12 protein-coding genes are annotated in these 14309 nt (G+C 52.0%); 10 read left to right on the plus strand and 2 right to left on the minus strand.

Annotation, left to right across the window (positions count from 1 at the left end; all coding sequences use genetic code 11):
- Positions 1–16: 16 nt before the first annotated feature.
- The 4 genes from phoR (at position 17) to malZ (ending at position 6458) form a co-directional block, all read left to right on the plus strand.
- Positions 17–1312: a phosphate regulon sensor histidine kinase PhoR gene (phoR, locus tag FEM44_RS16540; protein ID WP_135523157.1), complete on the plus strand. Its 1296-nt coding sequence runs from the start codon at positions 17–19 to the stop codon at positions 1310–1312.
- 405 nt (positions 1313–1717) lie between these two features.
- Positions 1718–3037: a branched-chain amino acid transporter carrier protein BrnQ gene (gene brnQ, locus FEM44_RS16545; protein WP_138159100.1), complete on the plus strand. Its 1320-nt coding sequence runs from the start codon at positions 1718–1720 to the stop codon at positions 3035–3037.
- Positions 3038–3112: 75 nt separating this feature from the next.
- Positions 3113–4486: a proline-specific permease ProY gene (proY, locus tag FEM44_RS16550; RefSeq protein WP_135523156.1), complete on the plus strand. Its 1374-nt coding sequence runs from the start codon at positions 3113–3115 to the stop codon at positions 4484–4486.
- Positions 4487–4640: 154 nt separating this feature from the next.
- The gene (gene malZ, locus FEM44_RS16555) at positions 4641–6458 is read left to right on the plus strand and encodes a maltodextrin glucosidase (RefSeq protein ID WP_135523155.1); all 1818 of its coding nucleotides are present in this window, start codon (positions 4641–4643) and stop codon (positions 6456–6458) included.
- 4 nt (positions 6459–6462) lie between these two features.
- Here the strand turns inward: malZ and acpH are convergent, their stop codons facing one another.
- The gene (gene acpH / locus FEM44_RS16560) at positions 6463–7044 is read right to left on the minus strand and encodes an ACP phosphodiesterase (RefSeq protein ID WP_135523154.1); all 582 of its coding nucleotides are present in this window, start codon (positions 7042–7044) and stop codon (positions 6463–6465) included.
- Between the two features lie 92 nt (positions 7045–7136).
- Between acpH and queA the strand changes: the two genes are divergently transcribed.
- From queA to yajD, 6 genes are all read left to right on the plus strand, one after another.
- Positions 7137–8207 carry a tRNA preQ1(34) S-adenosylmethionine ribosyltransferase-isomerase QueA gene (queA, locus tag FEM44_RS16565; RefSeq protein ID WP_135403895.1) on the plus strand — a complete coding sequence of 357 codons (1071 nt, stop codon included), beginning with the start codon at positions 7137–7139 and terminating at the stop codon, positions 8205–8207.
- Positions 8208–8261: 54 nt separating this feature from the next.
- Entirely contained in the window at positions 8262–9389 is a 1128-nt protein-coding gene (gene tgt, locus FEM44_RS16570; protein ID WP_000667317.1) for a tRNA guanosine(34) transglycosylase Tgt, read from the plus strand.
- A gap of 22 nt (positions 9390–9411) precedes the next feature.
- Complete coding sequence (yajC, locus tag FEM44_RS16575) at positions 9412–9744, plus strand: preprotein translocase subunit YajC (RefSeq protein WP_000007629.1); 333 nt, start codon at positions 9412–9414, stop codon at positions 9742–9744.
- A 27-nt stretch (positions 9745–9771) separates the two neighbouring features.
- The gene (secD, locus tag FEM44_RS16580) at positions 9772–11619 is read left to right on the plus strand and encodes a protein translocase subunit SecD (protein ID WP_130215424.1); all 1848 of its coding nucleotides are present in this window, start codon (positions 9772–9774) and stop codon (positions 11617–11619) included.
- Positions 11620–11629: 10 nt separating this feature from the next.
- Positions 11630–12601 carry a protein translocase subunit SecF gene (secF, locus tag FEM44_RS16585; protein ID WP_135523153.1) on the plus strand — a complete coding sequence of 324 codons (972 nt, stop codon included), beginning with the start codon at positions 11630–11632 and terminating at the stop codon, positions 12599–12601.
- A gap of 126 nt (positions 12602–12727) precedes the next feature.
- Entirely contained in the window at positions 12728–13075 is a 348-nt protein-coding gene (gene yajD, locus FEM44_RS16590) for an HNH nuclease YajD (protein WP_135523152.1), read from the plus strand.
- Between the two features lie 216 nt (positions 13076–13291).
- Here yajD and tsx read toward each other — a convergent pair whose 3' ends face one another.
- On the minus strand, positions 13292–14176 hold the full coding sequence (tsx, locus tag FEM44_RS16595) for a nucleoside-specific channel-forming protein Tsx (protein ID WP_116836751.1): 885 nt from the start codon (positions 14174–14176) through the stop codon (positions 13292–13294).
- Positions 14177–14309: the final 133 nt, after the last annotated feature.

Consider the following 14309-nt stretch of genomic DNA (forward strand, 5'->3'; position numbering starts at 1 on the left):
AACTGGAGTATCTTACGTGCTGGAACGGCTGTCGTGGAAAAGGCTGGTGCTGGAGCTGCTACTTTGCTGCATCCCGGCTTTCATCCTGGGTGCATTTTTTGGTTACCTGCCCTGGTTTTTGCTGGCATCGGTAACAGGACTGCTTATCTGGCATTTCTGGAATTTATTGCGCCTTTCGTGGTGGCTGTGGGTGGATCGCAGTATGACGCCGCCACCGGGGCGTGGTAGCTGGGAACCGCTGCTGTACGGTTTACACCAGATGCAACTGCGTAATAAAAAACGCCGCCGCGAGCTGGGTAATCTTATCAAACGCTTTCGTAGCGGCGCGGAGTCGCTACCCGATGCGGTGGTGCTGACCACGGAAGAGGGCGGTATTTTCTGGTGTAACGGTCTGGCGCAACAAATTCTTGGTCTGCGCTGGCCGGAAGATAACGGGCAGAACATCCTTAACCTGCTGCGTTATCCGGAGTTTACGCAATATCTGAAAACGCGTGATTTTTCTCGCCCACTCAATCTGGTGCTCAACACCGGGCGGCATCTGGAAATTCGCGTCATGCCTTATACCCATAAACAGCTGCTGATGGTGGCGCGAGATGTCACGCAAATGCATCAACTGGAAGGGGCGCGGCGCAACTTTTTCGCCAACGTAAGCCATGAGTTACGCACGCCATTGACCGTGTTACAGGGTTACCTGGAGATGATGGATGAGCAACCGCTGGAAGGAGCGGTACGCGAAAAAGCGTTGCACACCATGCGTGAGCAGACTCAGCGGATGGAAGGGCTGGTGAAGCAGTTGCTGACCTTGTCGAAAATTGAAGCCGCGCCGACGCAGTTGCTGAATGAGAAGGTTGATGTGCCGATGATGCTGCGCGTCGTTGAGCGGGAAGCCCAGACGCTGAGCCAGCAAAAACAGACATTTACCTTTGAGATTGATAACGGCCTCAAAGTGTCTGGCAGCGAAGACCAGTTACGCAGTGCGATTTCGAATCTGGTCTATAACGCCGTGAATCATACGCCGGAAGGTACGCATATCACCGTACGCTGGCAGCGAGTGCCGCACGGTGCCGAATTTAGTGTTGAAGATAATGGACCGGGCATCGCACCGGAGCATATTCCGCGCCTGACCGAGCGTTTTTATCGCGTTGATAAAGCGCGTTCCCGACAAACTGGCGGTAGCGGGTTGGGGTTAGCGATCGTGAAGCATGCGGTAAATCATCATGAAAGCCGGCTCAATATTGAAAGTACGGTGGGCAAAGGTACGCGTTTCAGTTTTGTTCTGCCGGAACGTTTAATTGCCAAAAATAGCGATTAATCCGCCTTTGTCATTTTTTGTTGCCATAAGCCAGCCGATGCTGGCTTTTTTTCTTTGCAGTCAAAAAACGGGCGCTGAATTTTACAATGTCTGGTGATTTTTTGTTCGCATGATAAGCCATATCTTTTTCACGGAAATAGTGTTTTATACTGGTTGGAGATTTCTTATCGCTATATACCTCTGGTTTTTAGATCCCTCCTTGCTTTAAAACGTTATAAGCGTTTAAATTGCGCTTCAGGTGCTGTCATACTGACTGCATTCACGCGGTAAATCGAAAAACTATTCTTCGCCGCGCCTGGTTGGGAGTATTTCCCGCTAAAATTGTTTAAATATACCGCTGTATCATCCCCAGGGATTGGCACAAAATTTAACGTTACAACACCACATCCACAGGCAGTATGATTTATGACCCATCAGTTAAGATCGCGCGATATCATCGCTCTGGGCTTTATGACATTTGCGTTGTTCGTTGGCGCAGGTAACATTATTTTCCCTCCTATGGTCGGCTTGCAGGCAGGCGAACACGTCTGGACTGCGGCATTCGGCTTCCTCATTACTGCCGTTGGTCTGCCGGTATTAACGGTAGTGGCGCTGGCGAAAGTTGGCGGCGGCGTTGACAGTCTGAGCACACCAATCGGTAAAGTCGCAGGCGTGCTGCTGGCTACGGTCTGCTACCTGGCGGTAGGGCCGCTGTTTGCAACACCGCGTACGGCAACTGTCTCCTTTGAAGTGGGCATTGCGCCGCTGACGGGTGACTCCGCACTGCCGCTGTTTATCTACAGCCTGGTCTATTTCGCTATCGTTATTCTGGTTTCGCTCTATCCGGGCAAGCTGCTGGATACCGTGGGCAACTTCCTTGCGCCGCTGAAAATTATCGCGCTGGTCATCCTGTCTGTTGCGGCGATTGTCTGGCCAGCGGGCTCGATTAGCTCGGCAACTGAGGCTTATCAAAACGCTGCGTTTTCGAACGGTTTTGTCAATGGCTACCTGACGATGGATACGCTGGGCGCGATGGTGTTTGGTATCGTTATTGTTAACGCGGCGCGTTCTCGCGGCGTTACCGAAGCGCGTCTGCTGACCCGTTATACCGTCTGGGCCGGCCTGATGGCAGGCGTTGGTTTGACTCTGCTGTACCTGGCGCTGTTCCGTCTGGGTTCAGACAGCGCGTCGCTGGTTGATCAATCCGCGAACGGTGCCGCTATTCTGCATGCTTACGTTCAGCACACCTTTGGCGGCGGCGGTAGCTTCCTGCTGGCGGCGTTAATCTTCATCGCTTGTCTGGTCACGGCGGTTGGTCTGACCTGCGCTTGTGCGGAATTCTTCGCCCAATACATCCCGCTCTCATATCGTACGCTGGTGTTTATCCTCGGCGGCTTCTCGATGGTGGTGTCTAATCTGGGCTTGAGCCAGCTGATTCAGATCTCTGTACCGGTGCTGACTGCCATTTATCCGCCGTGTATCGCACTGGTTGTATTAAGTTTTACACGCTCATGGTGGCATAATTCGTCCCGCGTGATTGCTCCGCCGATGTTTATCAGCCTGCTTTTTGGTATTCTCGACGGGATCAAAGCATCTGCATTCAGCGATATTTTACCGTCCTGGGCGCAGCGTTTACCGCTGGCCGAACAAGGTCTGGCGTGGTTAATGCCAACGGTGGTGATGGTGGTTCTGGCCATTATCTGGGATCGCGCAGCAGGTCGTCAGGTGACCTCCAGCGCCCACTAAATCACTGTAAATTTGTTTTAACCACGGGGCTGCGATGCCCCGTGGTTTTTTATTGTGTTGATGGGTTAGGAATTGATGGAAAGTAAGAACAAGCTAAAGCGTGGGCTAAGTACCCGACACATACGCTTTATGGCACTGGGTTCAGCAATTGGCACCGGGTTGTTTTACGGTTCGGCGGACGCCATCAAAATGGCCGGACCGAGCGTGTTGTTGGCCTATATTATCGGTGGTGTCGCGGCGTATATCATTATGCGTGCGCTGGGAGAAATGTCGGTACATAACCCGGCCGCCAGCTCTTTCTCGCGTTATGCGCAGGAAAACCTTGGTCCGCTGGCAGGTTATATCACTGGCTGGACCTACTGCTTTGAAATCCTTATTGTTGCCATTGCCGATGTCACCGCTTTCGGTATCTATATGGGCGTCTGGTTCCCGACGGTGCCGCACTGGATATGGGTGTTGAGCGTGGTGCTGATTATCTGCGCCATTAACCTGATGAGCGTGAAAGTATTTGGTGAGCTGGAGTTCTGGTTCTCGTTCTTTAAAGTCGCCACCATTATCATCATGATCGTTGCTGGTTTCGGTATCATCATTTGGGGGATTGGCAACGGCGGGCAACCGACCGGTATCCATAACCTGTGGAGCAACGGCGGCTTCTTCAGTAACGGCTGGCTTGGCATGGTGATGTCGTTGCAAATGGTGATGTTTGCCTACGGTGGTATTGAAATTATTGGTATTACCGCTGGTGAAGCGAAAGAGCCGGAGAAGTCTATTCCGCGCGCGATTAACTCAGTGCCGATGCGTATTCTGGTGTTCTATGTTGGTACGCTGTTCGTCATTATGTCTATCTATCCGTGGAATCAGGTAGGTACTGCTGGTAGCCCGTTCGTGCTGACGTTCCAGCATTTGGGGATTACCTTTGCCGCCAGCATTCTTAACTTCGTTGTGCTGACTGCTTCACTGTCGGCAATTAACAGCGATGTGTTTGGTGTAGGCCGTATGCTGCACGGCATGGCAGAGCAGGGCAGTGCGCCGAAAATTTTCAGCAAAACGTCGCGTCGCGGTATTCCGTGGGTCACGGTGCTGGTCATGACTACCGCGCTGCTATTTGCTGTGTATCTGAACTACATCATGCCGGAAAACGTCTTCCTGGTGATTGCCTCGCTGGCGACCTTCGCTACCGTGTGGGTGTGGATTATGATCCTGCTGTCGCAGATTGCCTTCCGTCGCCGCCTGCCGCCAGAAGAAGTTAACGCGCTGAAATTTAAAGTTCCTGGCGGAGTGGCAACGACCATCACGGGGCTGGTTTTCCTGGTCTTTATCATCGGACTGATTGGTTATCACCCTGAAACGCGTATCTCTCTGTACGTTGGTTTTGCGTGGATTGTGGTGCTGTTGATTGGCTGGATGTTTAAACGCCGCCACGATCGCCAGTTGGCAGAAAACCACTAATTCCTGCCTTTTGTCGCCGGATCAGGAGCAAAACTTGATCCGGCTATTCCGAAAATTATCCGCCCCCGTCCTCCTCCCTCAAATATTCTTCAGATGATGATTGATCCTGCATTAGGCTATGGCAAGGTGAGCACATTTTAATCGCAGGGGAATTATGATGTTGAATGCATGGCACCTGCCGGTGTCTCCGTTTGTTAAGCAAAGCAAAGATCAACTGCTTATTACACTGTGGTTGACGGGCGAAGAGCCGCCACAGCGCATTATGTTGCGCATGGAAAACGATAACGAAGAAACATCAATACCGATGCATAAACAGCGCAGCCAGCCACAGCCTGGCGTGACGGCGTGGCGGGGAGCGCTCTCTCTCGCCACCGGGCAACCACGGCGGCGCTACAGTTTCAAATTGCTGTGGCACGATCGCCAGCGTTGGTTTACGCCGCAAGGTTTCAGCCCAATACCACCAGCACGGCTGGAACAGTTTGCCGTCGATGTGCCGGATATCGGACCACAATGGGCGGCGGATCAGATTTTTTATCAGATCTTCCCGGATCGTTTTGCCCGGAGTCAGCCTCGTAATGCCGATCAGGATCATGTCTATTATCATCACGCCGCCGGGCGGGAAATCATATTGCGTGACTGGGATGAACCGGTCACAGCACAGGCGGGCGGATCAACGTTCTATGGCGGCGATCTGGACGGGATAAGCGAAAAACTGCCGTACCTGAAAAAACTCGGCGTGACGGCGCTGTATCTTAATCCGGTGTTTAAAGCACCCAGCGTGCATAAATACGATACCGAAGATTATCGCCACGTCGATCCGCAATTTGGCGGCGACGGGGCGTTGCTGCGTTTGAGACACAACACACAGCAGCAAGGAATGCGCCTGATGCTGGACGGCGTGTTTAACCACAGTGGCGATTCTCATGCCTGGTTTGACAGGCACAATCGCGGGACGGGGGGCGCTTGCCATAACCCCGAATCGCCCTGGCGCGACTGGTACTCGTTTCGCGATGACGGCACGGCGCTCGATTGGCTGGGCTATGCCAGCCTGCCAAAACTGGATTATCAGTCGGAAAGTCTGGTGAATGAAATTTATCGCGGTGAAGACAGCATTGTCCGTCACTGGCTGAAAGCGCCGTGGAATATGGACGGCTGGCGGCTGGATGTGGTGCATATGCTGGGGGAAGCGGGCGGGGCGCGCAATAATTTGCAGCATGTCGCCGGCATCACTGAGGCGGCGAAAGAAACCCAGCCAGAAGCGTACATTGTCGGTGAATATTTTGGCGATGCGCGGCAATGGTTACAGGCCGATGTGGAAGATGCATCGATGAACTATCGCGGTTTTACTTTTCCGCTGTGGGGCTTTCTCGCTAATACCGATGTCTCTTACGATCCGCAGCAGATTGACGCTCAAATCTGTATGACCTGGATGGACAATTACCGTGCCGGGCTTTCTCATCAACAGCAACTGCGTATGTTTAACCAGCTCGATAGTCACGATACCGCGCGATTTAAAACGTTACTCGGACGGGATGTTGCGCGCCTGCCACTGGCGGTCGTCTGGCTGTTCACCTGGCCTGGTGTGCCGTGTATTTATTACGGCGATGAAGTGGGGCTGGACGGCAATAACGATCCATTTTGTCGTAAACCGTTTCCCTGGGACCCGGAAAAACAAGATACGGAACTATTCGCGCTGTACCAGCGAATGATTGCGCTGCGTAAGAAGAGCCTGGCATTGCGTCGTGGCGGCTGTCAGGTGTTGTATGCGGAAGATAACGTGGTGGTGTTTGTGCGTGTGCTCAATCAGCAGCGTGTGCTAGTGGCAATCAACCGTGGTGAAGCGTGTGAAGTGGTGCTACCCGCATCGCCGTTGCTTAATGTCGCGCAATGGCAATGCAAAGAAGGGAAGGGACAACGGGTAGATGGGATCCTGACGTTGCCCGCGATATCAGCCACGGTGTGGATGAATTAATACCTTACAACGCTTTGCGTGACGCCTGCTCCATCATCCGCGGATAAAATTGCCAGAAGCGGGTTTCGAGGGCATCGTAATGGGCGTCTAAATCGTACCAGGAGTCACGCAGAGCATCCAGACGTGGACGACGACTTGCCATGCCGTTTAACACGCTCTGGATGAAATCCATATCGCGATAGCGCACCAGCCATTGCTCTGACCACAAGTAGTTATTCAGATTGATAAAGCGCGGCGGTGAGTCCGGCAGAATAGCCATCACTTGCTCGCGGGCATAACCGACAAATTCCTCTAGCGGAAAATTGGGTGACAGCTGCGACCAGTGGCGGGAAAGAAAGTGATCCCACATGACATCCAGCGTGATAGGCGCAACCCGGCGAGTTTCACTACGAAACCACTCCCGCGCTTCGCGGACTTCCGGCAGATTGTCGGTTAATACGTCGATTCGCCTATGCATGTGAATGCCAGCCACGACGTCGGGCGGATAAATTTCATCAGGGTTTCCGCGAACAAAATCAGCCAGTAAGTTGCCAGAAAGCGAGCTTTCAGCCAGGTGAGCTAAATGCAGGTGAGCTAAAAAATTCATCGATTATATTCTATCCAAAGGGGGGTAAAGGTTGCAGGGAGAGCGCCCCGGCACTAGACTACCCGCCTCTTATTTTAGTCTGAGTCAGTGTCATGCGCGTTACCGATTTCTCCTTTGAATTGCCCGAATCCCTGATTGCCCACTATCCCATGCCTGAACGCAGTAGCTGTCGTTTACTGTCGCTGGACGGGCCGACGGGCGCGCTGACGCACGGTACTTTCACCGATTTACTCGACAAGCTCAACCCCGGCGATCTTCTGGTTTTTAACAATACCCGCGTGATCCCGGCGCGTCTGTTTGGGCGAAAATCCAGCGGCGGTAAAATTGAAGTGCTGGTTGAGCGGATGCTCGACGACAAACGCATTCTCGCGCATATTCGCGCCTCGAAAGCGCCAAAACCGGGCGCGGAGCTACTGCTGGGCGATGACGAAAGCATCAAAGCAACAATGACCGCTCGTCACGGCGCGCTGTTTGAAGTCGAATTTAACGATGAGCGCTCGGTGCTGGATATTCTCAACAGCATCGGCCATATGCCGCTGCCGCCGTACATCGACCGTCCGGACGAAGATGCAGACCGCGAACTTTATCAAACGGTTTATAGCGAAAAACCAGGCGCGGTAGCAGCACCGACCGCCGGACTGCATTTTGACGAACCGTTGCTGGAAAAATTGCGCGCCAAAGGCGTGGAGATGGCATTCGTGACCCTGCATGTGGGGGCGGGTACCTTCCAGCCGGTACGCGTCGACACCATTGAAGACCACATCATGCACTCGGAATATGCAGAAGTGCCGCAGGATGTGGTTGACGCAGTGCTGGCTGCGAAAGCGCGTGGTAACCGGGTGATTGCGGTTGGCACCACCTCTGTTCGCTCGCTTGAGAGTGCGGCCCAGGCGGCGAAAAACGATCTGATTGAACCGTTTTTCGATGATACACAAATCTTTATCTATCCCGGCTTCCAGTACAAAGTGGTCGATGCGCTGGTGACTAACTTCCACCTGCCGGAGTCAACGCTGATTATGCTGGTTTCCGCATTTGCCGGTTATCAACACACCATGAACGCCTATAAAGCGGCAGTAGAAGAGAAATATCGCTTTTTTAGTTACGGTGATGCGATGTTTATCACGTACAATCCGCAGGCAATTAATGAGCGCGTCGGGGAGTAATTCCGCGGCGCTGGTTTAAACGTTGGACTGTTTTTCTGACGTAGTGGAGAAAAAATGAAATTTGAACTGGACACCACCGACGGTCGCGCACGCCGTGGCCGCCTGGTCTTCGATCGTGGCGTAGTGGAAACGCCTTGTTTTATGCCTGTTGGCACCTACGGCACCGTAAAAGGGATGACGCCGGAAGAAGTTGAAGCCACTGGCGCGCAAATTATTCTGGGTAACACTTTCCACCTGTGGCTGCGCCCGGGTCAGGAAATCATGAAACTGCATGGCGATCTGCACGATTTTATGCAGTGGAAAGGCCCGATCCTTACCGACTCCGGCGGCTTCCAGGTCTTCAGTCTCGGCGATATCCGTAAAATCACCGAACAGGGCGTGCACTTCCGTAACCCCATCAACGGCGACCCGATTTTCCTCGATCCCGAAAAATCGATGGAGATTCAATACGATCTTGGCTCAGACATCGTCATGATTTTTGACGAGTGTACGCCTTATCCTGCTGACTGGGATTACGCGAAGCGCTCTATGGAGATGTCGCTGCGATGGGCGAAGCGTAGCCGCGAGCGTTTTGACAGCCTCGGCAATAAAAATGCGCTGTTTGGTATCATCCAGGGCAGCGTTTACGAAGATTTACGTGATATCTCTGTTAAAGGTCTGGTAGATATCGGTTTTGATGGCTACGCTGTCGGCGGTCTGGCAGTGGGTGAGCCTAAAGCAGATATGCACCGTATCCTGGAGCATGTGTGCCCGCAAATTCCGGCAGACAAACCACGTTACCTGATGGGCGTTGGTAAACCGGAAGACCTGGTTGAAGGCGTGCGCCGCGGTATCGATATGTTTGACTGCGTAATGCCAACACGTAATGCGCGTAACGGTCATCTGTTCGTGACCGATGGCGTGGTGAAAATCCGCAATGCGAAGTATAAGAGCGACACTGGCCCGCTCGATCCTGAGTGTGATTGCTACACCTGTCGCAATTATTCACGTGCCTACTTGCATCATCTCGACCGTTGCAACGAAATATTAGGCGCGCGACTCAACACCATTCATAACCTTCGTTACTACCAGCGTTTGATGGCGGGTTTACGCAAGGCTATTGAAGAGGGTAAATTAGAGAGCTTCGTAGCTGATTTTTACCAGCGTCAGGGGCGAGAAGTACCACCTTTGAACGTTGATTAATATTAATAATGAGGGAAATTTAATGAGCTTTTTTATTTCTGATGCGGTAGCGGCAACGGGTGCTCCGGCACAAGGTAGCCCGATGTCTTTGATTTTGATGCTGGTGGTATTCGGTCTGATTTTCTATTTCATGATCCTGCGCCCACAGCAGAAGCGCACCAAAGAACACAAAAAGCTGATGGACTCCATCGCGAAAGGTGATGAAGTGCTGACGAACGGTGGCCTGGTCGGTCGCGTAACCAAAGTAGCAGAAAACGGCTACATTGCTATCGCGCTGAATGACACCACTGAAGTAGTTATTAAACGTGACTTCGTAGCCGCCGTTCTGCCGAAAGGCACCATGAAGGCGCTGTAATTAAAATTTTTCCCTAAGGGAATTGCCGTGTTAAACCGTTATCCTTTGTGGAAGTACGTCATGCTGATCGTGGTGATTGTCATCGGTCTGCTGTATGCGCTTCCCAACCTGTTTGGTGAGGATCCGGCTGTTCAGATCACTGGCGCGCGCGGAGTCGCCGCCAGTGAGCAAACGCTGATCCAGGTCCAGAAAACGTTACAAGAAGAAAAAATAACTGCTAAGTCTGTGGCACTGGAAGAGGGCGCTATTCTTGCGCGCTTCGACTCCACTGACACCCAGCTACGCGCTCGTGAAGCATTAATGGGCATTCTGGGTGACAAATATGTCGTGGCGCTTAACCTTGCCCCGGCCACGCCGCGCTGGCTGGCAGCTATTCACGCTGAGCCGATGAAGCTCGGTCTTGACTTGCGTGGCGGCGTTCACTTCCTGATGGAAGTGGATATGGACACTGCGCTTGGCAAACTTCAGGAACAAAATATCGATAGCCTGCGCAGCGATCTGCGTGAAAAAGGCATCCCGTATACCACTGTTCGTAAAGAAAATAATTACGGTCTGAGCATCACTTTCCGCGATGGCAACGCCCGTGATGAAGCCATTGCATATCTGAGCAAGCGTCATCCTGATCTGGTGATTAGCAGTCAGGGCAGCAATCAGTTGCGCGCAGTAATGAGCGATGCACGTCTGAGTGAAGCGCGTGAATATGCGGTGCAGCAGAACATCAACATCCTGCGTAACCGTGTAAACCAGCTTGGTGTTGCTGAACCGGTGGTACAGCGCCAGGGCGCTGACCGTATCGTTGTTGAACTGCCGGGTATCCAGGATACCGCTCGCGCGAAAGAGATTCTGGGCGCGACGGCAACGCTGGAGTTCCGTCTGGTAAACACCAACGTTGACCAGGCCGCTGCCGCGTCTGGCCGCGTACCGGGTGACTCTGAAGTGAAACAGACCCGCGAAGGTCAGCCAGTTGTGCTGTACAAACGCGTGATCCTGACCGGTGATCATATCACCGACTCCACTTCCAGCCAGGACGAATACAACCAGCCGCAGGTTAACATCTCGCTCGATAGCGCTGGTGGCAACATCATGTCTAACTTCACTAAGGACAACATCGGCAAACCGATGGCGACCCTGTTTGTGGAGTACAAAGACAGCGGTAAGAAAGATGCTAACGGTCGTGCGGTTCTGGTGAAACAGGAAGAGGTGATTAACATCGCGAATATCCAGTCTCGTCTGGGGAACAGCTTCCGTATCACTGGTATCAACAACCCGAACGAAGCGCGTCAGCTGTCGCTGCTGCTGCGTGCCGGTGCGTTGATCGCGCCGATTCAGATTGTTGAAGAACGTACCATCGGCCCGACTCTGGGTATGCAGAACATTGAACAGGGGCTGGAAGCGTGTCTGGCTGGCCTGCTGGTTTCTATTCTGTTCATGATCCTCTTCTATAAGAAGTTTGGTCTGATTGCGACCAGTGCTCTGATTGCGAACTTGATCTTGATTGTCGGCATTATGTCGCTGTTGCCAGGCGCAACGCTGAGTATGCCGGGTATCGCGGGTATCGTCTTAACCCTTGCAGTAGCGGTCGATGCTAACGTACTGATCAACGAACGTATTAAAGAAGAGTTAAGCAACGGGCGTACTGTTCAGCAGGCAATTGATGAAGGTTATCGTGGCGCGTTCAGTTCCATCTTCGATGCGAACATCACCACGCTGATTAAAGTCATCATCCTGTACGCGGTGGGTACCGGGGCAATTAAAGGGTTCGCGATTACTACCGGTATCGGTGTGGCGACGTCGATGTTTACCGCGATTGTCGGTACGCGTGCCATCGTAAACCTGCTATATGGCGGCAAGCGCGTCAAGAAGCTGTCAATCTGAGGAGTGCGATGTGGCACAGGAATATACTGTTGAACAACTAAACCACGGCCGTAAAGTCTATGACTTTATGCGCTGGGACTACTGGGCTTTCGGCATCTCTGGTCTGCTGTTAATCGCCGCTATCGTCATTATGGGCGTGCGCGGCTTTAACTGGGGGCTGGATTTCACCGGTGGTACGGTTATTGAAATTACGCTCGAAAAACCGGCTGAAATTGATGTAATGCGTGATGCATTGCAGAAAGCGGGCTTTGAAGAGCCGATGCTGCAAAATTTCGGTAGCAGCCACGACATCATGGTCCGCATGCCGCCAGCTGAAGGCGAAACCGGTGGTCAGGTGCTGGGCAGCAAAGTTCTGAAGGTGATTAACGAATCCACCAATCAGAACGCGGCGGTGAAGCGTATTGAATTCGTCGGCCCGAGCGTGGGTGCAGACCTTGCGCAAACCGGTGCAATGGCGCTGATGGCGGCGCTGCTGTCTATCCTTGTATACGTTGGTTTCCGCTTTGAGTGGCGACTGGCTGCAGGGGTAGTAATCGCGCTGGCGCACGACGTTATCATTACGCTGGGTATTTTGTCGTTATTCCATATCGAGATTGACTTGACCATTGTGGCATCGTTGATGTCGGTTATCGGTTACTCGCTTAACGACAGTATCGTGGTATCGGACCGTATTCGTGAAAACTTCCGCAAGATCCGTCGCGGTACGCCTTACGAAATCTTTAACGTGTCCTTGACCCAGACGCTGCACCGTACCTTGATCACATCCGGTACCACCCTGATGGTTATCCTGATGCTGTATCTCTTCGGTGGCCCGGTGCTGGAAGGCTTCTCGCTGACCATGCTGATTGGTGTGACTATCGGTACTGCCTCTTCTATCTACGTAGCATCGGCGCTGGCCCTGAAACTGGGTATGAAGCGCGAACACATGCTGCAGCAGAAAGTGGAAAAAGAAGGGGCGGACCAGCCGTCAATTCTGCCTTAATCAAGTTTCAGTTGATGTTGAAAATCCCGGTCAGAAGATCGGGATTTTTTTATATGGTGTGATTGCGAAAATCCCCGCATCTTGGGAAACTGCGCGTAACCCTACATTTCATCCAGGTAACTTTTCATGGCTTTCATCCCAAAAAACTATGCGCGGTTAGAAAGCGGCTATCGCGAAAAAGCATTAAAACTCTATCCGTGGGTCTGCGGTCGCTGTTCCCGCGAGTTTGTCTATTCCAACCTGCGTGAACTTACCGTTCACCATATCGATCACGACCATACCAATAACCCGGAAGATGGTAGTAACTGGGAATTGCTTTGTCTCTATTGCCATGATCATGAGCATTCGAAATATACCGAAGCGGATCAGTATGGTACGACGGTTATCGCAGGGGAAGATGCGCAGAAAGATGTCGGTGAAGCGAAATACAACCCGTTTGCTGATTTAAAAGCAATGATGAATAAGAAGAAGTAATAAAAAATGCCGGATATAAAATCCGCTATTTGAGCTTTGTGACAAACGAAAAATTGCCTGATGCGCTACGCTTATCACCCCTGCGTAATCTCAGCAATATATTGAATTTGCGTGCTTTTGTAGACCGGATAAGGCGTTTACTCCGCATCTGGCATGAACAAAGCGCACGTTGTCGACAATCTGAAATGCCGGGAATAAATCCCGGCATTTCATTCATCAGAAGTTGTAACCTACCACCAGGTAACCACCCCAGCCGGTAGAGCGAACGTTGAAGTTGCCGTTACCGAAGTTCAGCTCTGCATCATCGTTCCACTGACCACCGTCATGCCAGTAACGTGCAACGACAGAGTAGTGCCAGTGATCGTAGTTCAGCGCCAGAATATGGCTGGAAGCGATAGAGTTATTGCTACGCGTCTTAATACCATTGATTGCGTTACCGCTGTCGTCACCCAGATCGGAACCCCAGTCGAAGTTGGTGAAGCCGATGTAGCTCAGCTGACCACCCCACAGATCGGTAATCGGCACAAAGTATTTAATTTTGAAACGGTAACCGTCCCACTCGTTTTCGTTCGCTGCGCCGTAGTTCTGCCACTGGTATTTCGCATACACGTTCATGGACAGGCTCATCGGCAGGCCAGTGTCGATGTCAGTACCCAGACCCATATACCAGGTGCTCTGGCGACCATCTTTGTTACGGCCCATGTCGTAAATGTAGTTGTTCGCGAAGTACCACTCTTTGAACGGACCGAAGCTAAGGTCAGTATTGGTCAGCTTATCGATGGAGAAACGCGGTTCGATTTCCATAAACAGCGGAGAACCGTGGTTCCAGATACCTTTTGCATCGGAATTACCGCCGAAGAATACCGGCGCATCCGCGTAACCATAGAAATCGAACCAGTCTTTTTTAGCGAATGCTTCATACTCCAGGTAAGTATCGTTACGGATCTGCGGTCCGAAACGAGTGTGATAGCTACCAACTACGTTAACGCTCTGGTGCCACCAGTCGGAAAGGTACTGCGGTTTATCGTTTTCAGCTGCGTTGACAGTAAAAGACGAAGAGAGCGCCAGTACCGCACCGGCTGCCAGTAATGTTTTTTTCATATGTATGCCACTGTTTGAAAATCCCTTACGGGAGTGAAAAAGGCGCAAATTGCGTTTCTAAATATTTCCTATACAGAGGAGCCTATTATAAAAATCATTGCTCACAAAAATATGTTTCGTTTCACAGTTCTAT

The organism is Escherichia sp. E4742 (genome assembly GCF_005843885.1).
Lineage (GTDB): Bacteria > Pseudomonadota > Gammaproteobacteria > Enterobacterales > Enterobacteriaceae > Escherichia.